The 23,307-nt window shown below is 66.2% G+C and carries 22 protein-coding genes; 11 read left to right on the forward strand and 11 right to left on the reverse strand.

Going from position 1 to position 23,307, the window contains the following annotated elements; translation table 11 throughout:
* The 3 genes from WKW80_RS20660 to WKW80_RS20670 are packed head-to-tail and all read right to left on the reverse strand — an operon-like array spanning position 1 to position 3,706.
* Entirely contained in the window at positions 1-855 is an 855-nt protein-coding gene (locus WKW80_RS20660; RefSeq protein WP_340365444.1) for an enoyl-CoA hydratase family protein, read from the reverse strand.
* Positions 852-1,334, reverse strand: coding sequence for a MarR family winged helix-turn-helix transcriptional regulator (locus WKW80_RS20665; protein WP_340365445.1), 483 nt, complete (start codon positions 1,332-1,334; stop codon positions 852-854). The genes WKW80_RS20660 and WKW80_RS20665 overlap by 4 nt, the downstream gene beginning before the upstream one ends.
* Positions 1,335-1,339: 5 nt before the next feature.
* Positions 1,340-3,706, reverse strand: coding sequence for a bifunctional salicylyl-CoA 5-hydroxylase/oxidoreductase (locus WKW80_RS20670; RefSeq protein WP_340365446.1), 2,367 nt, complete (start codon positions 3,704-3,706; stop codon positions 1,340-1,342).
* 101 nt (positions 3,707-3,807) lie between these two features.
* Here WKW80_RS20670 and WKW80_RS20675 point away from each other — a divergent pair, with 101 nt between their 5' ends.
* Both WKW80_RS20675 and WKW80_RS20680 read left to right on the forward strand, forming a co-directional pair.
* Positions 3,808-5,073 carry a class I SAM-dependent methyltransferase gene (locus WKW80_RS20675; protein ID WP_340365447.1) on the forward strand — a complete coding sequence of 422 codons (1,266 nt, stop codon included), beginning with the start codon at positions 3,808-3,810 and terminating at the stop codon, positions 5,071-5,073.
* A 5-nt stretch (positions 5,074-5,078) separates the two neighbouring features.
* On the forward strand, positions 5,079-5,405 hold the full coding sequence (locus WKW80_RS20680; RefSeq protein ID WP_340365448.1) for a DUF1840 domain-containing protein: 327 nt from the start codon (positions 5,079-5,081) through the stop codon (positions 5,403-5,405).
* 196 nt (positions 5,406-5,601) lie between these two features.
* Here WKW80_RS20680 and WKW80_RS20685 read toward each other — a convergent pair whose 3' ends face one another.
* The 3 genes from WKW80_RS20685 to WKW80_RS20695 all read right to left on the reverse strand — a co-directional run bounded on the left by WKW80_RS20685 (position 5,602) and on the right by WKW80_RS20695 (position 8,658).
* On the reverse strand, positions 5,602-6,483 hold the full coding sequence (locus WKW80_RS20685; protein ID WP_340365449.1) for a hypothetical protein: 882 nt from the start codon (positions 6,481-6,483) through the stop codon (positions 5,602-5,604).
* Between the two features lie 139 nt (positions 6,484-6,622).
* The gene (locus WKW80_RS20690; RefSeq protein ID WP_340365450.1) at positions 6,623-7,639 is read right to left on the reverse strand and encodes a Bug family tripartite tricarboxylate transporter substrate binding protein; all 1,017 of its coding nucleotides are present in this window, start codon (positions 7,637-7,639) and stop codon (positions 6,623-6,625) included.
* Positions 7,640-7,734: 95 nt separating this feature from the next.
* A complete protein-coding gene (locus tag WKW80_RS20695) occupies positions 7,735-8,658 on the reverse strand; it encodes a LysR family transcriptional regulator (protein WP_340365451.1) in 924 nt (307 codons plus the stop codon).
* A 114-nt stretch (positions 8,659-8,772) separates the two neighbouring features.
* Between WKW80_RS20695 and WKW80_RS20700 the strand changes: the two genes are divergently transcribed.
* Positions 8,773-9,531: an SDR family oxidoreductase gene (locus WKW80_RS20700; RefSeq protein ID WP_340365452.1), complete on the forward strand. Its 759-nt coding sequence runs from the start codon at positions 8,773-8,775 to the stop codon at positions 9,529-9,531.
* 60 nt (positions 9,532-9,591) lie between these two features.
* On the opposite strand, the gene WKW80_RS20705 is transcribed toward WKW80_RS20700, so the two are convergent.
* From WKW80_RS20705 to WKW80_RS20715, 3 genes are read right to left on the reverse strand one after another with little or no spacing between them, the layout of a single operon-like run.
* Entirely contained in the window at positions 9,592-10,308 is a 717-nt protein-coding gene (locus WKW80_RS20705) for a GMC family oxidoreductase (RefSeq protein WP_340365453.1), read from the reverse strand.
* Entirely contained in the window at positions 10,305-11,243 is a 939-nt protein-coding gene (locus WKW80_RS20710) for a DMT family transporter (RefSeq protein WP_340365454.1), read from the reverse strand. Before WKW80_RS20710 ends, WKW80_RS20705 begins: the two co-directional genes overlap by 4 nt.
* Position 11,244: 1 nt before the next feature.
* A complete protein-coding gene (locus WKW80_RS20715; RefSeq protein ID WP_422822930.1) occupies positions 11,245-12,723 on the reverse strand; it encodes an NAD-dependent succinate-semialdehyde dehydrogenase in 1,479 nt (492 codons plus the stop codon).
* A gap of 235 nt (positions 12,724-12,958) precedes the next feature.
* Here WKW80_RS20715 and WKW80_RS20720 point away from each other — a divergent pair, with 235 nt between their 5' ends.
* From WKW80_RS20720 to WKW80_RS20755, 8 genes are all read left to right on the forward strand, one after another.
* Entirely contained in the window at positions 12,959-14,449 is a 1,491-nt protein-coding gene (locus WKW80_RS20720) for an aldehyde dehydrogenase (protein ID WP_340365455.1), read from the forward strand.
* A gap of 40 nt (positions 14,450-14,489) precedes the next feature.
* Positions 14,490-15,617 carry a mandelate racemase/muconate lactonizing enzyme family protein gene (locus WKW80_RS20725; RefSeq protein WP_340365456.1) on the forward strand — a complete coding sequence of 376 codons (1,128 nt, stop codon included), beginning with the start codon at positions 14,490-14,492 and terminating at the stop codon, positions 15,615-15,617.
* A 35-nt stretch (positions 15,618-15,652) separates the two neighbouring features.
* Positions 15,653-16,153 carry a formaldehyde-activating enzyme gene (fae, locus tag WKW80_RS20730; protein WP_340365457.1) on the forward strand — a complete coding sequence of 167 codons (501 nt, stop codon included), beginning with the start codon at positions 15,653-15,655 and terminating at the stop codon, positions 16,151-16,153.
* A gap of 8 nt (positions 16,154-16,161) precedes the next feature.
* The gene (locus tag WKW80_RS20735) at positions 16,162-17,166 is read left to right on the forward strand and encodes an aldo/keto reductase (protein ID WP_340365458.1); all 1,005 of its coding nucleotides are present in this window, start codon (positions 16,162-16,164) and stop codon (positions 17,164-17,166) included.
* Between the two features lie 38 nt (positions 17,167-17,204).
* Complete coding sequence (locus tag WKW80_RS20740) at positions 17,205-18,239, forward strand: ABC transporter substrate-binding protein (RefSeq protein WP_340365459.1); 1,035 nt, start codon at positions 17,205-17,207, stop codon at positions 18,237-18,239.
* A 25-nt stretch (positions 18,240-18,264) separates the two neighbouring features.
* Positions 18,265-19,134: an ABC transporter permease gene (locus WKW80_RS20745; RefSeq protein ID WP_340365460.1), complete on the forward strand. Its 870-nt coding sequence runs from the start codon at positions 18,265-18,267 to the stop codon at positions 19,132-19,134.
* Entirely contained in the window at positions 19,131-19,958 is an 828-nt protein-coding gene (locus WKW80_RS20750; protein ID WP_340365461.1) for a quaternary amine ABC transporter ATP-binding protein, read from the forward strand. The genes WKW80_RS20745 and WKW80_RS20750 overlap by 4 nt, the downstream gene beginning before the upstream one ends.
* Positions 19,959-20,087: 129 nt before the next feature.
* Positions 20,088-21,086: a porin gene (locus tag WKW80_RS20755; RefSeq protein ID WP_340365462.1), complete on the forward strand. Its 999-nt coding sequence runs from the start codon at positions 20,088-20,090 to the stop codon at positions 21,084-21,086.
* On the opposite strand, the gene WKW80_RS20760 is transcribed toward WKW80_RS20755, so the two are convergent.
* Together WKW80_RS20760 and WKW80_RS20765 are read right to left on the reverse strand one after the other, a co-directional pair.
* Positions 21,074-22,030: a LysR substrate-binding domain-containing protein gene (locus WKW80_RS20760; RefSeq protein WP_340365463.1), complete on the reverse strand. Its 957-nt coding sequence runs from the start codon at positions 22,028-22,030 to the stop codon at positions 21,074-21,076. The two genes, WKW80_RS20755 and WKW80_RS20760, sit on opposite strands and share 13 nt — an antisense overlap.
* 249 nt (positions 22,031-22,279) lie before the next feature.
* Positions 22,280-23,059 (reverse strand): crotonase/enoyl-CoA hydratase family protein, encoded by a 780-nt coding sequence (locus tag WKW80_RS20765; protein WP_340365464.1) that lies wholly within the window; start codon positions 23,057-23,059, stop codon positions 22,280-22,282.
* Positions 23,060-23,307: the final 248 nt, after the last annotated feature.

Below are 23,307 nucleotides of genomic sequence, written 5' to 3' on the forward strand. Positions count from 1 at the left end.
CTAGTCCCCCTGGAAGGCCGGCTTGCGCTTGTTCGCGAACGCGTCGTAGGCGCGCTTGAAGTCCTCGGTCTGCATGCAGATCGCCTGTGCCTGCGCCTCGGACTCGATCGCCTGGTCGATGGTCATGGACCATTCCTGCGACAGCATCGTCTTGGTCATGCCGTGCGCGAAGGTCGGGCCTGCAGCCAGGTCCCGTGCGACCGCGGTCGCGGCGCCGAGCAGCGCGTCGCTCTCGTGAAGCGCATTGAAGAACCCCCAGGCGTGGCCTTCGGCGGCCGACATCGCGCGGCCGGTGAACAGCAGTTCGGAAGCGCGGCCTTGCCCGATCATGCGCGGCAGCAAGGCACAGGCACCCATGTCCGCGCCGGCCAGGCCGACGCGCGTGAACAGGAACGCGGTCTTCGTCGAAGGCGTGCCGTATCGCAGGTCGCAGGCCAGCGCGATCATTGCGCCGGCGCCGGCGCAGATGCCGTCGATTGCGCCGACGATCGGCTGCGGGCATTGACGGATCGCCTTGACCAGGTCGCCAGTCATGCGCGTGAACTCGAGCAGTGCGGGCATCTGCATCTGCGTGAGCGGGCCGATGATCTCGTGCACGTCGCCGCCCGAGCAGAAGTTGCCGCCGGCACCGCTGATGACGATGGCCTTCACGTCGGTTGCGAAGTGCAGTGCGCGGAACAGGTCGCGCAACTCGGCGTACGAGTCGAAGGTGAGCGGGTTCTTGCGCTCGGGGCGATTCAGCGTGATGGTGCCGATGCCGTCCGCGAAGGACCATGCGAAATGCCGTGCCGCATAGGCCGCCTTGGGTTCGAACTGCGCGTGCATGGGATTGGTGGCGCCGATGTAGTGCTTCATGCGGTTTCCGTCGTCGTTTGGGTGAGGTGGGTGTGCTGCTTGACCTTGCCGAGCAGCTTGTGCAATTGAGCGATTTCCTTCGGGTTGAGCCCGGCGAAGGCGTCGACGATCCAGGCTTCGTGCTGCTGCGCCATGTCACTGAAGAGCTTGCGGCCGCGCTGCGTGAGGCGCACGCGCCAGGCGCGGCGGTCGTTGGCGACGTCGACGCGTTCGACCAGCCCTTCGCCCACGAGCTGGTCGGTGATGCCGGTGACATTGCCGCCGGTGACCATCATGCGGCGCGAAAGCTCGTTCATCTTCAGGCCCTCCGGCGCACGCTCGAGTTGCGACATGAGGTCGAAGCGGGGCAGCGTGGTGGTGAACTGATCGCGCAGGCTGTTGCGCACCTGCTTCTCGATGAGTTGCGTGCAGGTCAGCAGGCGCAGCCAGAGGCGCAATTCGTCCGGGTGTTCGCTGTGGGCGCGGGCTTCGAGGTCCATGATGGTTACTCCACCGGTGCAGGCTTGGCTGCGGCCGGTTGTGTGGCCGCAGCCATTTCCTTCTGCTTCGAGATCTCGCGGTACATCTGGTCGCGGCCGCTGAGGTACTGCTTGGGCCAGTCGACCGCGCGGCTCTCCAGTTTGGCGGTTTCGTGCAGCGTCCAGGCCGGGTCGGCGAGATGCGGGCGCGCGATGGCGCAAAGGTCGGCACGGCCGGCCGCGATGATGCTGTTGGCCTGGTCGGCGTCGGTGATGGCGCCCACGGCGATGGTCGAGATGCCGACCTCGTTGCGGATGCGGTCGGCAAACGGCGTCTGGTACATGCGGCCATACACCGGTTTCGCGGCGCGCGTGGTCTGGCCGGAGGAGACGTCGATGAAGTCGGCGCCGGCTGCCTTGAACAGGCGCGCGACCTCGACCGCGTCGTCGCCGGTATTGCCGCCCGGCGCCCAGTCGTGCGCGGAGATGCGGACGCTCATGGGCTTGTCGGCCGGCCAGGCGGCGCGCATCGCCTTGAAGACTTCGAGCGGATAGCGGCAGCGGCTTGCGATGTCGCCGCCGTATTCGTCGGTGCGCAGGTTGGTTAGCGGGCTGATGAAGGACGCGAGCAGGTAGCCGTGCGCGCAGTGCAGTTCGAGCCAGTCGAAGCCGGCCTCGGCTGCGCGGCGGGTGGAGTCGGCGAATTGGTCGCGCATCAGGTCCATGTCGGCGTGGCTCATTGCGGCGGGCAACTGGTTCTGCTCGCCGTAAGCCAGTGCGCTGGCCGAGATCAGCGGCCAATTGCCCGATGGCAGTGGCTCGTCGGTAGCTTCCCAGCCGACCTGCGTCGAGCCCTTGGGCCCGCTGTGGCCAAGCTGCATGCCGATGCGTGCGCTGCTCTGGGCGTGCACGAAGTCGACGATGCGCTTGAAGGCCGCCTGCTGCGCGTCGTTGTACAGGCCAGTGCAGGCCGGCGTGATGCGGCCTTCGGGCGTCGGGCTGGTCATCTCGACCATCACCATCGCGGCGCCGCCCAATGCGCGCGCGCCGAGGTGGACCAGGTGGAAGTCCTGAGGTACGCCGTCGACCGCGCTGTAGGTGGCCATCGGCGACACGATGATGCGGTTCTTCAGCGTGAGGCCGCGCACGGTGAAGGGCATCAGCATCGGCGGCAACTGCTTGCCGCCGGCCAGCCATTGCTCGTAGCCGCCGAGCCAGCGCGCATCGCGCAGGCGCAGGTTCTCGTGGCTGATGCGCTGCGAGCGCGTAAGCAGCGAGTACGCGAACTGCTCGATCTGCATGCCGCTGTAGCGAGTGACGTTCTCGAACCATTCGGTCGAGTTGCGCGCGGCGTTCTGGATCTTCAGCACCTCGACGCTGCGGCGGCCTTCGTAGGCAAGGAGCACCTGGTCGACGTCGCCACCTTGCTCGAAGGTCTTCGCGAGGTCGATGGCGTCCTCGAGCGCGAGCTTGGTGCCGGAGCCGATCGAGAAGTGCGCAGTGTGCGCCGCATCGCCCATCAACACCACCGGCACGGTCTTGCCTCCGATGTCGACACGGTGCGTCCAGTGACCGCAAACCACGCGAGGGAACCGAATCCAGTTGGCCGAGCCGCGCAGGTGCGTGGCATTGCTGATCAGCGCGTTGCCGTCGAGGTAGGCCGCGAACAGCTTCTCGCAGAAGGCGATGGCCTCGGGCTGCTCCATCTTGTCCAGGCCGTGGGCCTCCCAGACTTCCTGGGGCGTTTCCACGATGAAGGTCGACGTGTCGGCATCGAACTGGTAGGCATGCGCCTGGAACCAGCCGTGCTCGGTTTTCTCGAACGCGAAGGTGAAGGCGTCGAACTTCTTCTTGGTGCCGAGCCAGACGAAGCGGCATTGGCGCGTGTCGATGTCGGGCTGGAACACGTCGGCATAGCGCGTGCGGATGCGGCTGTTGAGGCCGTCGCTGGCGATGACCAGGTCGGCATCGTATTCGGCGGCGAGCGCCTGATCGTCGGTTGCGTCGCGCTCGAAGACGAGATCGACACCGAGCGCCAGGCAGCGCTCTTGCAGGATGTTGAGCAGGCGCTTGCGGCCGATGCCGCAGAAGCCGTGGCCACTGGAGCGTACGCTGCGGCCCTTGAAGAAGACCTCGATGTCGTCCCAGTGGTTGAACGCGTCGCCGATGAGCCCGGCGGTCGCGGGATCGGCCTCGGCCAGGTTGGCGAGCGTCTGGTCGCTCAGAACCACGCCCCAGCCGAAGGTGTCGAACGGGCGATTGCGCTCGACCACAGTGACGGTCAGGTCGGGCCAGCGCGCTTTCATCAGCAGCGCGAAGTAGAGGCCGGCGGGGCCACCTCCGATGCACAACACGCGTTGGAGGGCGGGAGAAGGAAGCTTTGGGCTATTCATGGTCGAATAGTTTAAGCCTAAACAATCATATGTCAATGGATTACAGGGGCATTGGATGTGGTCGGTTGACGGTTGAGTAACCGAACGCAAGAATCTTCTGCATGCAAAGCTTGATACCGAAGATCGAGTCGCGCCTGGACACCCTTGCGGTGCCCGTTGCGCTGGAGCTGCCGGATGGCCGACGCGTTGCCAAGCCAGGGTCGCGCGTGACGCTGGCCTTTTCGGAGTGGTCGGGGCTGGCCAAGCTTGCGGCCAGCCAGATCGGTGCGCTCGGCGAGCTGTATGTCGAGGGCAAGATCCAGATCGAGGGCGCCATGCGCGATCTGACCGACGTTGCGGTCGACCTGCTGCCGGGCAATCCGGCTGAAACCAATACAGGCCGGTGGGGCAGGCTGCTGCGCCGAGCCAAGTCTCGGGGCTCGCACTCGCTCAACAAGGATGCGTCGCAGATCGAATTCCACTACGACGTGTCGGATGACTTCTATGCGCTGTGGCTCGACGCGCGGCGCGTGTACTCATGCGCCTACTTCAAGACGCCCGGCATGACGCTGGCGCAGGCGCAGGAGGCCAAGCTCGACCACATCTGCCGAAAGCTGATGCTGGAACCAGGCCAGCGCTTCCTGGACATTGGCTCGGGTTGGGGCGCATTGCTGATGTGGGCGGCCGAGCACTATGGCGTGGACGCGACCGGCATCACGTTGTCGAAGAACCAGCATGCCTACGTGCAGCGGCTGATCGACGACAAGGGCCTGCGCGGCCGCGTGCGCGTGGAATTGCGCGACTATCGCGAGGTGACTGCGGACAAGCGCTTTGATCGCATTGCATCCGTCGGCATGTTCGAGCACGTGGGCGCTGCCAACATGCCGGCGTACTTTGCGCGGATCATCGATCTCCTGGAGCCGGGCGGCATGGTCTTGAACCACGGCATCACGTCTGGCCAGATCGACCAGGAGCAACTCGGCAACGGCATGGGCGACTTCATCGAGAAGTACATCTTTCCTGGCGGCGAGTTGCTGCACGTAACGCACGTGCTGCGCGAGATGGCGGCGGCCGGGTTCGAGATGGTCGACACCGAGAATCTGCGGCCGCACTACGCGCGCACGCTGTGGCAGTGGTCGGACGGGCTTGAAGGCAAGCTCGACGAGGCACTGGCGGTGCTGGAGCGCTCGACGGGCAGCCGCGAGCGGGCGGAACGTATCCTGCGAGCCTATCGCCTCTACCTGGCCGGATCGGCCATGAGTTTCGAGCAAGGCTGGATTGCGCTGCACCAGATGCTGGCGATCAAGCCGGACGGAAACAAAGAAACGGGCTTGATGCCCGGCGCACATTCGGCGTACCCTTTCGTCCGCGACTACATCTACAAGTAACGAACATGCTCTATCGATTCAAATCGCAAGCGACACAGGATGTCGTGATGCTTGAAGCCAATGCCCGTCAATTGCTCGACATCATGGGCAAACCCGGAGGGGCGAGCGGCATCATCACGGTTGAGCAGATCCCGTCGGCGCTCGCAGCGCTGGAAGCTGCCGTAAGCAATGAAGGTGCGAATCAGCACAACCACGATGCCTTTGCCGTGGAAGGGCATGCGGAAGACGCGGAGCGTCAGCATGTCGGGCTGCACCAGCGTGCGGCGCCGATCATTCACATGCTGAGAGATTCGCAGGCCGAGGGCAAGGATGTGATCTGGGGAGCTAAGTAACGCTCGCCCCCAGGCTCCGCGACACTCCGTGTCGCTCCTCCCACCCCCTGCCGGGGGCAACACCGGTGGCCCGGCGAAGCCGGTTCCACGGTGTTTCACGAACAGACAGGAACCGACGGGCCGGGACCGGACATACCGGATCAGGAGGGCCGGGATCGAAAAAGACGGCACCGAATGGATGGGCTCGATTCGGCGCTCATCTCGGCAGAGCGCCCGGCGTTGAATAGTCGTAGCGCGGGCCCGGGCCGGGGGCGATGGGTGGGCCGGAATCGGCAGCCTGCGCGGGGGCGAGTGAGTTGCGCGGCGGGACCTCGGGCAAGGGCGGCGATGACGCATAGCGCGGTCCCGGCCCCTGAATGATGGGCGGGCCTGAGTCCTTGTAGTCCGGCATGGAGGTGCGGGCGGGGGGCTGCGAGGGCTCGTTCCACGTGAAGTTGGACGGTGCGCTGTCCGCGGGCGGTGCGGCGGTCTTTCGGGGGCGCGATCTAGCGTAGTCGCGCGGCGCGTCGGCGGCACGGGCCTCTGGCGCGCCTGTGAGGTTCAAGGCGGCCCTGGCGCTGGACGGCGCAGTCGTCGGAAGCGACGATGGAGGTTGCGTCGCCGCTGGAGGCTGGGTTGCTGGTGGACGCGGCTCGCTTGTCGCGATGCGGGGCGGCGCGCGCGGTTGCGCTACAGGTTGCGCTACAGGTGGCACTTCGACCAGCGATTTCGGCTCCGCAGTCGCGGCAGGCGCCAAAGGCACGGAGGTTGTGCTGATCGGCGATGGGGGCACTGCCTTGTTCACAGTCAGGATGTACAGGCACCACGCCACGAATCCGATCAGCAATACAAGGCCGGCGATCCCCGCGCGCACCCAGAAGACCACCGGCTCGCGCGCGTCGGCGGAACGCAGGTGGGCCGCCCGCGAAGCATCAAAGGCGGCGTCGTGCGGCGCATCGGCGTTTGGCCCCGCCGCGGCCGCTCCGAACATCGATTGGCCGAGCGGCTCGACGCCGATTCGCGCCGCACAGCGCACGCAGAACTTCGCATTCTGGCGGTTGGGCTTCCCGCAAACACCGCAAGCGGTGGTCATCGTCATGTTTGCTCGACTCCAGGCTGAAGCCTCGCACTGTGCGCCAAAGCCTGCGTTCGCGGTGTCGGCGGTTGGCTACTTTGCATTTCAACCTTGGCGCCGCGTATATCCAGGTTTTCAGGGTTCGGTTGCCCAAATCCGGAAATCAATCCACTTTCGCGCCGGAGTCCTTCACCACCTTGGCCCACTTGGCGTGCTCGCTCGCGATGAACTGAGTGAATTCGGCCGGCGTGTTGCCGCTCGGAATCGCGCCCTGGGCCAGCATCTTTTCCTTGATGCCCGGGGTGGCAAGTGCCTTCGCAACCTCCTGCTGGATACGGTTCACGATCTCGGGCGAGGTGCCGGCGGGCGCCAGCAGGCCGAACCATGAACTCGCCTCGAAGCCCTTGAGCGCAGGGCCGCCGGCCTCCTCGACCGTGGGCACATCCGGCAATGCGGCGGAACGCTTCGAACTCGTCACGGCCAGCGCGACCAGCTTGCCGGACTTGATCTGCTGCATCGACGAGGGCAGGTTGTCGAACATCACGTCGGCATTGCCGGCCACCATGTCCATCAAGGCGGGGCCGGAGCCCTTGTACGGGATGTGGGTCATGTAGCTGCCGGTCATGCTCTTGAACAGCTCGCCCGAAAGGTGGATCGACGTGCCACTGCCGCTGGAGGCCATGTTGAGCTTGCCGGGATGGCTCTTGGCGTACTTGATGAAATCGGCGACGTTCCTGATGCCCATTTCCTTCGCCTTCTCGGCGTTCATTTCCATCACGTTCGGCACGGCGGCCACGAGCGTGATGGGCACGAAATCCTTGATCGGATCGTAGGGTAGCTTGGCATACAGCGCGCGGTTGATGCCGTGCGTGCCGACCGTGCCCATGAGCAGCGTGTAGCCGTCGGGCGGCGCGTGGGCCACGACCTCGGCGCCGATGTTGCCGCCGGCCCCGCCGCGGTTGTCGACGATGAACTGCTGGCCGAACGCCTTCGACAACTCGGGCGCCACGGCGCGCGCCAGGATGTCGGTGGTGCCGCCTGCCGCGAACGGCACGACGATGCGCACGGGCTTGGTGGGCCAGGTGCCTTGCGCGGCCGCGGGGCCGGCGATCGAGAGCAGGGCGGCAGCCATCGCTGCGGCCAGCACGGTGCGACGGTTCGGCTTGAAGGAGTGGGTCATGCCGGCTTTCTGGAAGAGGGTTGGAGGAAGGTCATCGCGCCGTTGTAAGCGCGAAGCGGCCGAACCGTTGCCCGTAGTAACCCAACCCGAACTGCTCAGCCGCCCTTCATTCGTTGGGCGAAGCCGGTCTCCCGAAAACGCTCGACCACGAAGTCGACGAACACGCGCGTCTTGGCCGGCAGCAGCTTCTTGTTCGGGTAGTAAAGCGACAGCGCGCCCATGTCGGCGACCCAGCCGGGAAGCACGCGCACGAACTCGCCGCTGGCGAGGCCCGGGCCGGCGAAGGGCATGGGCAGCAGCGCCACGCCAAGGCCCATGCGAACTGCCTGCGCAATGGCTTCGGGGTCGCTGAACACGATGCGTGGCTTGAGATCGGCTTCGCCTTCGTCGCCGGCGGCGTTGACCAGCGTCCAGTTGCGCAGGCGCCCGGTGGGTGATGAGCGGCGTACGATGCCGTCGAGCGCGGCCAGGTCCGAGGGCACCGCCGGCATCGGGCGCCTCGCCATGTAGCCGGGCGATGCGACCGCCACCACGTGCACGCGCGCCAGTTCGCGTGCGACCAGTCCCGGCGCGAGTTCGATGCCGCCGCCGATGGCTGCGTCAAAGCCTTCTCCGATCAGGTCGACCTGTCGATTGTCGAAATGCCAGTCGGGGACGATGGCCGGATAGCGCGCAAGGAACTCGCCGAGCAACGGCACGACATAGGCTCGACCGAAGGCCTGGCCCATGCTGACCTTGAGCGTGCCGGCAGGTTGGCCTCCGACCGTGGCCACGCTGGCGAGGGCGTCCTGCACGAGGGCGAGGCCGCCGCTCACCTGTCGCAGGAAGCCTTCGCCGGTTTCGGTCAGCGTCAGCCGCCGCGTGCTGCGCTGGAACAGGCGCACACCCAGGCTTGCCTCCAGCCGCGCCACGTTCTTGCTGACGGCAGCCGGTGTCAGGCCCAGGCGCCGGGCGCCGGCCGAGAAGCTGCCGGCCTCGGCACTCTGGACGAAGGATTCGAGATGGCTGAGTGGTTCCATCGATGCAATTTACAACTTCAGGTTGAAGGTCATTGAGGATTTTGATGGCTACCGGGAACAGTCGGAAATCCCCAAACTGAAGGCCTGTTCAACACATTCCCTCGAAAGATCCTCATGACCACCTCTGCAAACACCCTCCCGCTCGCTGGCAAGGTTGCCTTCGTCACCGGCGGATCCCGCGGCATCGGCGCCGCCATCGTGCGCCGCCTGGCCGCGGACGGCGCGACCGTCGTGTTCAGCTATGCCGCCTCCCAAGGCCCGGCCGATGAACTGGTGCGCAGTGTCGAAGCCGCGGGAGGCCGCGCCCAGGCCGTGCGCATCGACAGCGCCGACGCCGCTGCGCTCAACGCGGGCATCGACAAGGCCGCCGCCGATTTCGGCCGGCTCGACATCTTGGTCAACAGCGCCGGCGTGCTGCTGCTCGGCCCGGTGGATCAGTTCTCGCTGGAAGATTTCGACCGCACGCTGGCGGTCAACGTGCGCGCCGTGTTCGTCGCCACGAAGGCCGCGACTGCGCACATGAAGGACGGTGGCCGCGTCATCAACATCGGCAGCACCAACGCCGGCCGCATGCCGTTTGCAGGCGGCGGCGTCTATGCAATGAGCAAGTCGGCGCTGGTTGGACTGGTGCAAGGCCTGGCGCGCGATCTCGGCCCGCGTGGCATCACCATCAACAACGTGCAGCCGGGCCCGGTCAATACCGACATGAACCCCGAGAACGGGCCGAGCGCCGGCCTGATGCAAAGCTTCATGGCCATCCAGCGCCATGGGCAACCGGAGGAGATCGCCGGGATGGTGTCGTACCTGGCAAGCCCCGCCGCGGCCTTTGTGACCGGCGCGAGCCTGACGATCGACGGGGGCTTCGCGGCCTGAGAAGTGAAAAGGACCGAGCCAGGCGACGCAGCGGCGATCGCATGGCTTTTGCAACGCCGGTCAGGCGGCTGGCTTGCGACCGAGAATCGCGTCTGCACCCTTCTCGGCCACCATGATCGTGGGCGCGTTGGTGTTGCCCGAAGGCACAGCCGGAAACACCGAAGCGTCGATGACGCGCAAGCGGTCGATCCCGTGCACCTTCAATTCAGGGCCTACGACGGCGTGTCGCGGGTCCGGGCCCATCGCTGCCGTGCCGCATGCGTGGTAGACCGAGCCGCAGCGTCGCTTGAAGTCGTCGAGCAGGGCCTCGTCGGTGGCGACGGCCGGGCCCGGGAACAATTCCTCCTCGATGACGCCGGCCAATGGCCTCGCCGCTGCGATGCGCCGCAGCAGCCGGGCACCTTCAAAGACGTCGCTGATGTCCTCGGCCGTGCTCAGGAACCGGGTGTGGATGGCAGGCTTGTCGAAGGGATCGGCAGAGCGGATCTCGATGCTGCCGCGGCTGGTCGGTCGGCAGGTGTTGAACGAAATGAGAAAGGCCGAGTAGGGGTCCGGATTCATCAGCTTCGAGGCCGTCCCGCTGGGCGCGGTGTTGGCGGTGTAGCTGATCGGGTTGAAATACAAATGCATGTTGGGTCGCGCCAGTTCGGCCCGCGTGCGCACGAAGCCGCCGGCCTCCAGCAGCAAGACGCGGGACTTGCCGTCTTCGCTGAGGCGATGCGCCAGCACGCAGCCTGCAGAGCCGGCGCCGACGATGATGTAGTCGTATTCGTTCATGAGGGCACCCGCTTGACGTGCTTCGCAGCGCGCAAGGTGACGGCGATGCCTGCGATGACGACGGCCATCGCGCAAAGCGCCATGGCCGTCGGCCGCTCGCCAAGGAAAAGCATCCCGATAGCCACGGCCACTGGCGGGTTGACATAGGCGAAGCCGGTTGCCACGGCCGCACCAGCGTGGTGGATCAGGTGGCTGTAGGCGAGGTAGCCGCCGGCGGAGATCACAAGGCTCAGGTACAGCAATGAGGGCATCGATGCCGGCGTGACCTCGTGCACGCGTTCGCCGGCACACAGGCCTATCACGGCGGCGCCCGCGCCGCCTACGAGCAACTGGATGGCCGCGGTCCATAGGGCGCTGTCGGGCATGCGTCCACGTGCGACAAGGGCCACCGATGCGGCCGTGAAGAACGTGCTCGCCAGCACCAGCGCATTGCCTTTGAGCTGGGTGGGTGCGCCGAGATCGAGCGCATCGACGTGGAGCATTGCCACGCCGGCGATGCCGATGGCACCGCCCAGCCATTGCCGGCGCGGCGGGCGCTGGCCTGCGACGGCAAGGATCACGCTTGCGCAAACGGGCATGCAAGCGAACAGCGCTGCCGCGGTGCCGGAAGTGGTGTCGCGCAGGCCGAAGGAAAGCAGCGAGCTGCCGACCGTGATCGACAACAGCCCGGCCAGCGACGCGTCACGCCAGAGTGCCGCACGCGGGGGTGGCTTGCCGAGCCGGCGCGCCAGCGCGCACAGCACCGCGGCGGCGACCAGGCTGCGCACCGCGCCCAGCAGGACTGGCGGAAAGGCGGCCAGGCATTGCTGCACGGCCGCGTAGCTGGTTGCCCAAAGCACGTACACGACGAAGGCTGCAGCCCAGAGCCGGATGCGCGCCTGGCGTGCCATCGCGTTGGCGCTTGCGCACGCCGATGCACCCAGTGGATCGTTCATCTCACGCGCCGTTGCGCAGTCCGCCCAGCAGCACGTACTTCAGATTCAGATAGTCATCCAGTCCATGGCTGGAACCTTCGCGGCCCATGCCCGATTCCTTGACCCCGCCGAAGGGCGCGACCTCCGTCGAGATCAATCCTTCATTGACGCCGACCATGCCGACTTGCAATCGCTCGGACACGTCCCACACGCGCGCCAGGTCGCGGCTGTAGAAGTACGCCGAGAGGCCGAAGGGGGTGTCGTTGGCCAGCGCGATGGCTTCGTCGTCGGTACGGAAGCGGAAGCACGCCGCGATCGGGCCGAAGGTTTCTTCCTGCGCGAACTGCATGGCCGGCGAGGCTTCGGTCAGCAGCGTCGGCTGGTAGAAGGTGCCGCCCAGTGCATGCGGTTGTCCACCGACGACAACGCGCGCACCGAGCCCCTTCGCATCTGCTACGTGACGCTCTACCTTGGCGAGGGCGGCGGCGTTGATCAGCGGGCCGATCTCGGAGCCTGCCGCGTCGCCGGGCGCCACTTTCAGCGCGCGAATCGCTTCGGCGAAGCGTTCGACGAAGCGGTCGTGGATGCCGTCCTGCACCAGGAAGCGATTGACGCACACGCAGGTCTGGCCCGCGTTGCGGAACTTGGAGGCGATGGCGCCTGCCACGGCCGCTTCGATATCGGCGTCATCGAACACGATGAAAGGTGCGTTGCCGCCGAGTTCCAGCGACACGCGCTTCAAGGTGTCGGAGGCCTGGCGCATCAGCAGCTTGCCGACGCGCGTCGACCCGGTGAACGAGATCTTGCGCACCAACTCGCTGGCCATCACGGCTTGCCCGATCGCCGGCGCATCGCCCGAGACCACGTTGAACACGCCCGGCGGCACGCCGGCTTGCTCGCCGAGCACGGCCAACGCGAAGGCCGACAGTGGCGTTTCCTCGGATGGCTTGAGCACCATCGTGCAGCCGGCCGCCAGCGCCGCGCCAACCTTGCGCGTCACCATCGCCAGCGGAAAGTTCCACGGCGTGATGGCCCCGACAACGCCGACCGGCTCCTTCGTCACGATCACCCGCGCGCCGGCCTTGTGGGTCGGCACGACCTCGCCGTAGGCGCGCCGGCCTTCCTCGGCGAACCATTCGAGGAAGGATGCCGCATAGGCCACTTCGCCGCGCGCTTCCGCCAGCGGCTTGCCCTGTTCGGCGGTCAGCAGCGCGGCCAGGTCGTCGCGGCGTTCGATCATCAGCTGCGACCAGCGTCGCAGCACTTGGCCGCGGTCGCGTGCCAGTTGCCGGCGCCACGATGCGCCCGCCAGACCGGCCGCCGCAATGGCGGCATTCGCTTCGTCGGCACCCGCGCAGGCTACGTCGGCCAGCTTCTGTCCGGTAGCGGGATCGTTCACCGAATAGTGCCTCGCGCTGTCGATCCATTCGCCTGCTATGTAGTTGCGGGTGCGGAACAGGTCGATGTGCGACATCGTGAGCGGAGGCGGCGTGGAAGTCATGGCAAGTGGCTGGCGGGTTCATGGGCACGAGGCCCGGGCCGCAAAGACTACGAGCAGCGCCACGGGCCGACAAACCACTTTTTTGCCGCGTCGCCCATGCAAAAAACTCCTGCCTCGGGGTATGCCCGCCCAGGATGAGTTTTTGTCATGGGGGCGCAAACAAAAGAATGGTTTGCCGGTGCTTGCGGCTATTTGCACACTGCCGCAACTCCTCACCTGGACCGCAAACCTTCCCATGAGCACCGACAGCATTGACTGGCACCAGCGCGCCGCGGCGCTGCGACCGGACGGCCGCGCCTTTATCGATGGCCGCCGTATCGGTGCCCATGACGGCCGCACGTTCCCCAGCGTGAATCCGGCCACTGGCGTCGAGCTGGCGCGCATTGCCGCATGCAGCGCGCCCGACGTCGGACTGGCCGTCGAGGGCGCGCGCCGTGCCTTCAAGGCACGCAGTTGGGCCGGGCTGGCGCCGGCCGAACGCAAGAGCGTGATGCTGAAATGGGTCGACCTGATCCGCAGCCACCTCGAGGAGTTGGCCTTGCTCGAGACGCTCGACAACGGCAAGCCGATTGCTGAAAGCCTGCGCGTCGATGTACCTTCGTGTGCGGCCGCGATCCAGTGGTATGCCGAATGCATCGACAAGCTCTACGACGAGGTCGCGCCCAACGGCGACGGCAATCTGGTCACGGTGACGCGCGAACCGGTCGGCGTGGTCGCGGCGATCGTGCCGTGGAACTACCCGCTCATCATCGCGTCATGGAAGCTCGGGCCGGCACTGGCTGCCGGCAACTCGGTGATCCTGAAGCCGGCCGAGCACACCAGCCTGTCGGCGCTGCGGCTCGGCGACCTGGCGTACGAGGCCGGCCTTCCGCCCGGCGTGCTGAGCGTCGTGCCGGGCCTCGGACACGAAGCCGGCGCCGCCCTGGGCCTGCACCCCGATGTGGACGCCATCGCCTTCACCGGGTCCACCGCCATCGGCCGCAAGTACCTCGAGTACGCAGCGCGTTCCAACCTCAAGCGCGTCGGTCTGGAGTTGGGTGGCAAGAGTCCGCACATCGTCACTGCGGACTGCGACCTCGACCGGGCCACGATGTATGCGGCCTACGGCATTTGGTACAACCAGGGCGAGACCTGCAACGCGGGCTCGCGCCTGCTGGTGCAGCGGGAAATCCAGCCGGCCTTCACGCTGCGGCTGCGGGAATGGGCCGCTCGCCTGCAGCCGGGCGATCCGCTCGATCCCGCCACGCAGATGGGGGCGCTGGTGTCCGGCGAGCATTGCGATCGTGTCATGGACTACGTGACGCTCGGCCAGCGCGAAGGCGCCCGACTGCTGATAGGCGGAGCGCCCCAGCGGGCGGACAGCGGCGGCTGGTACCTTGGGCCGACCCTGCTCGGTGATGTGCGCAACGACATGCGCGTGGCGCGCGAGGAGATCTTTGGCCCGGTGGCCGTCATGATCGCCTTCGATTCGCTCGATGAGGCCATCGATATCGCGAACGACAGCGACTACGGCCTGGCCGCAGCGGTTTGGTGCCGCGACATCTCGAAGGCGCACCGCGCAGCGCGCCGCCTCCGCGCCGGCACCGTGTGGATCAACGGCTACGACCACACCTCGATCAATGCGCCCTTCGGTGGCTACAAGCAATCGGGGCACGGGCGCGACAAGTCGCTGCACGCCTTCGACAAGTACACCGAACTCAAGACCACCTGGATCGAGTTGCAGTAGTCGCGCCGCTCTTTCCATCACATCCATCAGGACCCGCCTTTTGTCCCGCATCACCCACATCGAGATCACGCACCATCAATTGGTGCTCGACCCACCCTTTCCCGCCTCGTGGGACACCCGGCCGCGCACCCACTTTCCCGCCACGGTGCTGCGCGTGCATGACGACGAAGGGCGCACGGGAATCGGGTCCGGCGACGCGATGTACGGCTTTTCCGACTACGCGCATCTCTTCATCGGCACCGACCCATTGGACCTGGAACGCCACCACGCGGTGCTCATGAACATTGAGTTCCATGCCGGCCGGCCGTGGCCGATGGACGTGGCGCTGTGGGACCTCGCGGGCAAAGTCCGCAACGAGCCCGTGTGGCGCATGCTCGGTGGCCACACCGACCGCCTGCGTGCCTATGTCTCGTCTGGTGTGCATCGACCCGTGGAAGACATGGTGCGTGTCGCGCAACAGGTCGTGCAGGCTGGTTTCCCGGCGCTGAAGGTGCGCTTTGGGCGGCCTCGATTCGAAGACGATCTGGCCGTCGTGCAGGCCATTCACGAAGCAGTCGGCGACCGGCTCGAACTGATGGTCGATTGCAACCAGGGATGGCGCATGCCCTGGGACACGGCACAGCCGTGGACGCTCGGACACGCGTTGGTCGTGGCGCGGCAACTGGAACAGCTGGGCGTGTACTGGATGGAGGAACCCCTTCATCGGGGCGACTACGAAGGCCTGCGCGCGCTGCGCAAGCAGGTCGGCATCCGCGTCGCCGGCGGCGAAATGACGCGCGAGCCCTACGAGTTTCGCGAACTGCTTGAGCGCGATTGCCTGGACGTCTTCCAGCCCGACGCGGTGTGCAGCGGCGGCATCACTGGCCTGGCGAAAGTGGCCCGCGCCGTGGCTGCGCAGGGCCGTATCTTCACGCCACACACCTGGGGCAACGGCATCGGGCTGATGGCCAACCTGCAACTCACCGCCGGCACGGTAGGTGCCCCCTTCATCGAGTGGCCGCTCGATGCGCCCGAATGGAGCGCGGAGCGCCGCGATTACATGCTCACGCACCCTTTGCGCCCCGATGGACAGGGCTGGTTCCACCTTCCGCAGACGCCGGGCCTGGGCATCGAACTCGACGAAGCGGCATTGGCGCGAACCCTCAGCAGCGCCGCCACCTTTCACTGATCCCTCAACCGAATCCTTTGCAACAAGACGACAGCATGAATATTGGAGAAAGCTTTATCGGCAGCGGCCCCAACGCCGCGCACATCAACGTGATGATCGGTGCGCGCAGCGGGCCGGTCGGCAGCGCATGGGCCGGCGCCCTCTCGTCGCCGACCAAGGGACACCTGCCCTACATGGTGGTGCTGCAACCCGGCGTGCCGGTCAAGCCGATGACCGCCTTCATCAACAAGGCCGACCTGCGCGGCGAAACCCACGAAAACATGACCTGGGGCCCGGCCCAGGCAGGTGTTGCCAAGGGTGTGCAGGAATGCCTCCTCGAAGGCATCCTGCCGCGCGAAGCGGAGAACGAGTGGTGCGTCATCGCAGCCGTCTGGGTGAACTGGTCCGCCGCCGATGCCGACGAGGTGTTCGACAACAACTACCGCGCCGCAAAGGGCGCCGTCACGGCCGCCATGCGCAACGAACCGTCGCTGGACACCGTGCGCGCCGCGGCCACGGCCGTGCACAACCCGTTCTACACGCCTCGCGCGAAATGAGCGGCGACATGGACTACGTCAACCTCGGCCGCACCGGCCTCAAAGTGTCGCGCCTTTGCCTGGGCACCATGAACTTCGGAACGCCGGCGTGGCGGCCCTGGGTGCTCGACGAGGCCGCGTCAACGCCCGTCATTCAACGTGCGCTGGACCACGGCATCAACTTCGTTGACATGGCCGACTTCTATTCGATCGGCGTGGGCGAGGAGGTGGTGGGCCGCGCCGTGCTCAAGAAAGCTTCGCGCGAGCAACTGGTGCTTGCCACCAAGGCCTACTACGCCATGGGCAGTGGGCCGAACGACGAGGGACTGTCGCGCAAGCATCTGTTCGACGCCGTCGATGCATCGCTGCGCAGGCTTCAAACCGACTACATCGACCTGTATGTCGTGCACGGCTTCGACATGCACACGCCCGTCGAAGAAACGATGCGGGCGTTGCACGACATCGTGTGCTCCGGCCGGGTGCGCTACATCGGAGCCTCCACCATGTACGCGTGGCAGTTCGCCAAGATGAACCACGTGGCCGAGCGCAACGGCTGGACCCGCTTCGTCTCGATGCAATGCCAGCTCAACGCCGCGTACCGCGAGGAAGAGCGCGAGATGATTCCCTACTGCGTAGACGAGGGCATCGCGGTCACCCCCTTCTCGCCCCTGGCCCGCGGCCTGCTTTCCGGCGCGCCGGACTCGCTGCGCAACCGCACCGACGGCTTCACGCGTTCGTTCTATGACGACGACACCAGCCTCGACATCGCCCGCGCCGTCAACCGCGTGGCGCAACGCCTGGGCGTCGCGCCGTCGCAATTGGCGCTGCGCTGGGTGATGGATCGGGCAGGCGTGACCTCGACCCTTGTCGGCGCGGATTCGCCGGCGCAGATCGACGACGCCGTGCGCGCCATGGCGCTGCGTCCCGAGGCGAGCGACTACGCCGAAATCGACGCCTGGTACACGCCCTGCGACGTCATCAACGATCATCGCAATGCGCATCGAATACCGCGACGCAGCATCGCGATGCGCTGAGATATTGCTTCACAAGAATTAACCAGGAGGAGACAAACATGAAATCGATACCCACCCTGCGTCGCATCGCGATTGCAGTCGCGGCACTGGCACTTTGCGCAGGTGCGCAAGCCGCACCCCAATGCGGGTCTGACAAGCCCTTGCGCTTTGCCGGCATCACCTGGGAATCGGGCCAGTTCTATACGAGCCTGATCCGCACGATCCTCGAGTCCGGCTACGGCTGCAAGACCGAAGTGGTCAACGGCAGCACCGCCGCCACGGAAACGGCGCTGGTGAGCGGCGACCTGCAGCTGTGGGTCGAGCAATGGAATCGCACCGACATCATCAAGAAGGGCGTGGAGGGCGGGAAGATCAAGCTGGTCGGTGACCTGCTTGCCGATGGCGGCGCCACTGAAGGCTTCTTCGTGCCGGACTACGTCGTCAATGGCGACGCCAAGCGCGGCATCGAGGCCAGCGCACCCGACCTGAGGACCGTGGCCGACATGCCGAAGTACAAGGAACTCTTTGCCGACGATGAAGAGCTGGGCAAAGGCCGCTTCCTCAACTGCCCGACCGGCTGGGACTGCGAAAAGATCAACAACCAGAAGTTCAAAGCCTACAAGCTCGACAGCAGCTACACCAATTTCCGCGCCGGCACGGGCTCGGCGCTGGACGCGGCCGTCTCGTCGGCGGTGGAGCGCGGCAAGCCGGTGCTCTTCTACTACTGGTCGCCGGCGAGCCTGATGGGCAAGTACAAGTTCGTGCAGATCAAGGAGCCAGACTACAACCAGAAGTGCTGGGAGACCATCAAGGACCCGAGGGCCAAGGAGGTGTGCCCCTCCGCCACGCCCAACTCGCGCTTGACGGTGGGCATGTCGACGGCGCTCATCCAGAGCGACCCAGAGGTCGTGAGTCTGATCGAGAAGGTGCAGGTCAAGCCGGAAACGATCAATGCCTCGATTGCGCGCATGGCGGGCGAGAAAAAAGTGCCGGCCGACGTGGTGACCAAGGAATTCCTCAAGGCGAATCCCGCCGTCTGGAGCGCCTGGGTCACTCCTGCAGCGGCGGCGAAGCTCACCGAAGCGCTGAAGTGAACGCGCGCCACACCGGTGAGCCGACATGAACGGAATCTTTCTCGACCTTTCGGTGGCCGACGAGGTGAACTCGGCCGTCATGGGCTTCGTGCAGGCGCACGGCGAGTTCTTTCTTGCCATTGCGCACTTTCTGCTGACGTGGATGCTGGTGCCGCTTGAACGCGCGCTGCTGGCAACGCCAGCCTGGGTGGCGCTACCAGCCATCGCGCTCCTGGCCTGGCACGCGACGCGGCGGATCGGCGTCGTGGTGGTGCTCACGGTGGGCCTTTACCTGATCGGCAGCTTCGGCCTCTGGGACAAGCTCATGCAGACCGTGGCGCTGATGATCGTCGCCACCTTGCTGACGCTGGCCATCGGCCTGCCGCTGGGCATCTGGATGTCGGGCAGCGAGCGCTTGCGCAACGTGCTTCAGCCCGTGCTGGACGTGATGCAGACCTTGCCCACCTTCGTCTACCTGGTTCCGGTGCTGATGCTGTTCGGCCTGGGCAAGGTCCCGGCATTGCTGGCGACCGTGGTCTACGCACTGCCGCCGCTCGTACGGCTTACCGACCTGGGGATCCGGCAAGTCGATGCGAGCGTGGTCGAGGCCGCGCAATCCTTCGGCACCACGCGCATGCAACGCCTCTTCAGCGTGCAACTGCCGCTTGCACGTCCCAGCATCATGGCCGGCATGAACCAGGCCGTGATGATGGCCCTGGCGATGGTGGTGATCGCATCGATGATTGGCGCGCGCGGGCTCGGAGAAGACGTGCTGGCCGGCATCAACAACATGGACATGGGCCGTGGCCTGCAGGGCGGCCTCGCGATCGTGATCCTGGCCGTGGTGATCGACCGAATCACGCAAGCCTACGGCGTGGGCAAGCGTCAACGCGAACTGGGAGCGAAGAAGTCATGAGCGCCATCGAAGTCCGTCACATCTACAAGGTGTTCGGGCAAAACGAGGCGCAGGCCATGAAGATGCTCCTGGCCGGCGCCCCCAAGAGCGAAGTGCTCGAGCGCACTGGCTGCAACGTCGGCGTGCACGACGTGTCCCTTTCCATCGAGTCCGGCGAGATCTTTTGCATCATGGGCTTGTCCGGTTCGGGCAAGTCCACGCTGGTTCGGCATTTCAACCGCCTGATCGAACCCAGCTCCGGCGAGATCCTGGTGGGTGGGAAAGACGTGCTCAAGCTGGACGATGCCGCGCTGAACAAGATGCGCCGCAACGACATGAGCATGGTGTTCCAGAACTTTGGCCTGCTGCCGCACAAGACGGTGATCGACAACGTCTGCTACGGCCTCACGGTGCGCGGAGAAAAAGGCGACGGCGTCGTGCAAAACGCCAGGCGCTGGATCGACCGCGTCGGGCTCAAGGGCTACGAGGCGAAATACCCGGACGAACTGTCGGGCGGCATGCGCCAGCGCGTAGGCCTGGCCCGCGCCCTGGCGGTCGATGCCTCCATCCTGCTGATGGACGAGGCTTTCAGCGCGCTGGACCCGCTCATTCGTGGCGACATGCAGGGCCTGTTGCTCGAACTGCAGATCAGCCTGAAGAAGACCATCGTCTTCATCACGCACGACATCGACGAGGCGCTGCGCATCGGGCAGCGCATCGCCATCCTGCGCGACGGTCGGTTGGTGCAGGCAGGGACGCCGGGCGAGATCCTGGACCACCCGGTCGAGGACTACGTGCGCCGCTTCGTCGAGAAGCGTGTCGACCTGGCAGCCAAGCCGCACTGAGCGCGGGCGCGCGCCAAACGGGCGCCTCCTGCGCCGCTTTCACCGACCCTCCTGGCCGAATCGCGGCGCCGGACGAGAGGGTCTGCTCGTCATCAGACAGCGCGCCCGCACCCAGGGAGACACAACAACATGTACAGACGCATTGCGCTTGCAGCGCCGTTCCTCATCGCCGGCAGTGGCGCGTTCGCACAGTCCTCGGTCACCATGTCCGGCTACCTCGACGCGGGCGTGTACCGTGATTCGGCGGGGACCTGGAATGTCGGGCCGATCCAGCGCAGCAACATCGCCTTCTCTGGCGTCGAGGATCTCGGAAACGGCCTCGCTGCGACCTTCATGCTGAGCCATCGCTTCGAAACCGACACTGGCGAGAACGAGTCCAGCAACAAGCCGTATTTCCACGGCGAATCGACGGTCGGCCTCAAAGGCGGCTTCGGCAGCATCCGTCTCGGCCGCGCACTCGATGCAATGTACGGGCAGGACTGGCAGTTCGACCCTTGGGGTTACTTCGATCGGGTCGCGTCGCCTGCATGGGATCTCTGGCACTACAACTATCCGTCGGATCCCTTCGCCAACCGTGGCGGACCAGACTATGGGCGGATCAACAACGGCGTGTTCTACGATTCGCCGACCTACGAAGGGTTCAGCATTCATCTGAGCACTGCGGCACGGGAGAACACGCGGACGTCGGGCTTCGCGCCCGCCGAGGCTATGCCGCTGAACTCAGGCACCTCGACGCAGCCCTACGGCGTTTCGCTGAACTACAACAAGGGCCCGTTCGCTGCGATGGTGGCGCATGAGCGCAACAGCGTCGGCAACACCGACACCTTCATCGGCCTCAAGGGCTCGCTCGGCAACCTGACGGCGATGGCTGCCTGGGATCGCAGCGTGGCGGGCACCTCGACAGCGCGTACCGTCACCGCGGGACTGCAGTACACCATCGGCCCTGCGATGCTCAGGGGTGGTTGGGGCAAGGTCGTTGTGGATGGCACGCGGGTCGAACAAGTGATCGGCGCGGGTGCCAACTACTTCCTGTCGAAACGGACCAGCCTGTACGTCGACCTTGCGCGCAAGAACTACGTCACGAAAAACAGCACCGTCTACGGCGTGGGCATGGCTCACAGCTTCTGACGCGCCGGCGCCGTGGCGTCAGAGAGCGCGTCCGCGGCCGCATCGCATGAGGCGACGGTATCCACCTGCTCGCGGATCCAGTCATGGAATAGCTGGACGCAGGCTCGCTTTCCGGGCTCTTGCGCGAGCGAAACGAACCAATAGCCGGCCGGCCCCTCGGACGACAGCCCGTTCAGCCGGCGCAGCGCGCCGGAGCGGAGTTCGGGCTGCACCATGACCTGATCGACGATGGCGACGCCGGTGCCGGTCAGCGCAGCGTTGATCACCAGGTCCAGCGTGCTGAATTCAAGACCGGCGCGTGTGTCCAGGTGCGTTATGCCGTGAGCCTCGCACCAGCGCTCCCATACCGGTATGCGCGAGTCGCCGTCGAGGATGTGCAGCAGCGTGCACTCTTCGATGCGGGGGGGCAGGCCGCCCTGCGTCCACAGTAGCGGGCTGGCCACGAGCACGTGTTCCTCCAGGCGCAAGCGGCTGCTTTCGCAACGATCCCAATCGTGGTCTGCAAAGACGATGGCGGCATCGCAATTGCGCAGGTCGCGCGCCTTGCGGGCCGAGTCGGTCGTGAGCGAGAAGTCGATGGCCGGATAGATCTTGCGGAACGCAGCCAGGCGCGGCGCCAGCCAGCGCGTGGCAAAGGTCGGCGACAGGTTGAGCTTGAGCATCTGCCGTTGCGAGGAGTGCTTGATCGCATCGGCGGTGGCCTCGATGCGCCTGAACGCGTCGTCGATGGTCCCGGCCAACATGCGGCCCGCGTCGGTCAGTGCGATGCCCTGCGGGGTGCGCAGGAAAACAGGCTTGCCGAGCCACTCTTCGAGTTGCTTGACTTGGCGGCTGACCGCGCCCTGCGTGACGTAGAGCGCCTCGCCGGCTTTGGTGAAGCTGCACGCCTCGGCGGCGGCTGCGAAACTGCGCAAGGCGTTGAGCGGGGGGAGTCGGCGTGACATGGCGGGGCTCAGCCGTGCGCGTGGTCGCTTGCGGCGCGCAGGAGAAGGTCGCGGGCCGACGTCCGAAATAGCGCCGGATGCATGCATCGATGCCGCTGCGACGCACTGCCCGAATCAGTTGCGCGCAGCCTCGCGGACGCCGTCATTCGAATTTCCTCCCTGGTTCTGGAAGCCGCAAGCATAGCCTTGGGAGTGTGTTTGTCGACTGGCAGGATGCGCGGCGTGGACGCGCTCCCCGGAGAGGCGGCTTCACCTGCCGTTGAACTTGCCGTGCCGCCCCGCACCCGTGGCGAATCGCTCTGCGCCGGCCTGGCCCTCGGCTGCGACCATGGGCACGCCGCGCGCGCCTTCCTGGCGCAGCGCTTCCGCCAACGGCAGGTCCCACTGCGCATAGGCAGAGTGGCGGTCGGTCAGCATGCATTGCTGCGGGAACGCGGCGATGTCGCGGGCCAGCGCCTGGGCCTCGGACAGCGCATTGTTGGGCGCGCTGACACGGTTGACCAGGCCCATCGCCAGCGCTTCCGGCGCCGCCACCGGGCGGCCGGTGAGTATCAGGTCTAGCGCGCGGGCCATGCCGACGATGCGCGGCAGGCGAACCGTGCCGCCATCGATCAATGGAACGCCCCAGCGGCGGCAGAAGACGCCCAGCACCGCATTCGGGTCGGCCACGCGGAGGTCGGCCAGCAACGCGAGTTCCAGGCCGCCGGCCACCGCATAGCCGGTGAGGGCCGCGATCAGCGGCTTGGACAGCGCCATGCGCGACGGGCCCATGGGACCACTGCCGCCGCCCTCCGGATCGAGTTCGTTGCGAAGCGCCGGATTCCCCACGACCGACAGATCGGCGCCCGCGCAGAAGTTGTCGCCCGCGCCGGTCAGGATCGCCACGCGCAGCGCCGGGTCCGCCTCGAAGCCCTCGAAGGCGGCACGCAGCTCGCGCGCGGTGGCGCCGTCGACGGCATTGCGCTTTTCCGGACGGTTGATGGTGATGGTGCAGACGTCTGCATCGACGTCGAAAGTGACGAGTGACATGGCGGCGCTCTCCGGATGCGCCGGGCTCGGCGCGTTGATTGACGTGATGGGACCGATCCGCAAATCGTACCCAGCGCAGCGGGCGCGGGGCTTCGCGGCAGAGGACATTTGCAGGTCGGCCGTCCGGCTCGCCGGTGCTGGTCCTGGTCCTGGTCCTGGTCCTGGTCCTGGTCCTGGTCCTGGTCCTGGTCCTGGTCCTGGTCCTGGTCCTGGTCCTGGTCCTGGTCCTGGTCCTGGTCCTGGTCCTG

Source organism: Variovorax humicola, assembly GCF_037889915.1.
Classification (GTDB): domain Bacteria; phylum Pseudomonadota; class Gammaproteobacteria; order Burkholderiales; family Burkholderiaceae_C; genus Variovorax; species Variovorax humicola.

Coding starts and splice junctions, on each gene's coding strand:
- WKW80_RS20750 (WP_340365461.1), top strand. CDS start 19,131: ATGAGCGCCATCGAAGTCCGTCACATCTACAAGGTGTTCGGGCAAAAC.
- WKW80_RS20715 (WP_422822930.1), bottom strand. CDS start 12,723: ATGACTTCCACGCCGCCTCCGCTCACGATGTCGCACATCGACCTGTTC.
- WKW80_RS20665 (WP_340365445.1), bottom strand. CDS start 1,334: ATGGACCTCGAAGCCCGCGCCCACAGCGAACACCCGGACGAATTGCGC.
- WKW80_RS20680 (WP_340365448.1), top strand. CDS start 5,079: ATGCTCTATCGATTCAAATCGCAAGCGACACAGGATGTCGTGATGCTT.
- WKW80_RS20720 (WP_340365455.1), top strand. CDS start 12,959: ATGAGCACCGACAGCATTGACTGGCACCAGCGCGCCGCGGCGCTGCGA.
- WKW80_RS20710 (WP_340365454.1), bottom strand. CDS start 11,243: ATGAACGATCCACTGGGTGCATCGGCGTGCGCAAGCGCCAACGCGATG.
- WKW80_RS20685 (WP_340365449.1), bottom strand. CDS start 6,483: ATGACGATGACCACCGCTTGCGGTGTTTGCGGGAAGCCCAACCGCCAG.
- WKW80_RS20695 (WP_340365451.1), bottom strand. CDS start 8,658: ATGGAACCACTCAGCCATCTCGAATCCTTCGTCCAGAGTGCCGAGGCC.
- WKW80_RS20735 (WP_340365458.1), top strand. CDS start 16,162: ATGGACTACGTCAACCTCGGCCGCACCGGCCTCAAAGTGTCGCGCCTT.
- fae (WP_340365457.1), top strand. CDS start 15,653: ATGAATATTGGAGAAAGCTTTATCGGCAGCGGCCCCAACGCCGCGCAC.
- WKW80_RS20760 (WP_340365463.1), bottom strand. CDS start 22,030: ATGTCACGCCGACTCCCCCCGCTCAACGCCTTGCGCAGTTTCGCAGCC.
- WKW80_RS20670 (WP_340365446.1), bottom strand. CDS start 3,706: ATGAATAGCCCAAAGCTTCCTTCTCCCGCCCTCCAACGCGTGTTGTGC.
- WKW80_RS20690 (WP_340365450.1), bottom strand. CDS start 7,639: ATGACCCACTCCTTCAAGCCGAACCGTCGCACCGTGCTGGCCGCAGCG.
- WKW80_RS20740 (WP_340365459.1), top strand. CDS start 17,205: ATGAAATCGATACCCACCCTGCGTCGCATCGCGATTGCAGTCGCGGCA.
- WKW80_RS20745 (WP_340365460.1), top strand. CDS start 18,265: ATGAACGGAATCTTTCTCGACCTTTCGGTGGCCGACGAGGTGAACTCG.
- WKW80_RS20765 (WP_340365464.1), bottom strand. CDS start 23,059: ATGTCACTCGTCACTTTCGACGTCGATGCAGACGTCTGCACCATCACC.
- WKW80_RS20660 (WP_340365444.1), bottom strand. CDS start 855: ATGAAGCACTACATCGGCGCCACCAATCCCATGCACGCGCAGTTCGAA.
- WKW80_RS20700 (WP_340365452.1), top strand. CDS start 8,773: ATGACCACCTCTGCAAACACCCTCCCGCTCGCTGGCAAGGTTGCCTTC.
- WKW80_RS20755 (WP_340365462.1), top strand. CDS start 20,088: ATGTACAGACGCATTGCGCTTGCAGCGCCGTTCCTCATCGCCGGCAGT.
- WKW80_RS20705 (WP_340365453.1), bottom strand. CDS start 10,308: ATGAACGAATACGACTACATCATCGTCGGCGCCGGCTCTGCAGGCTGC.
- WKW80_RS20675 (WP_340365447.1), top strand. CDS start 3,808: ATGCAAAGCTTGATACCGAAGATCGAGTCGCGCCTGGACACCCTTGCG.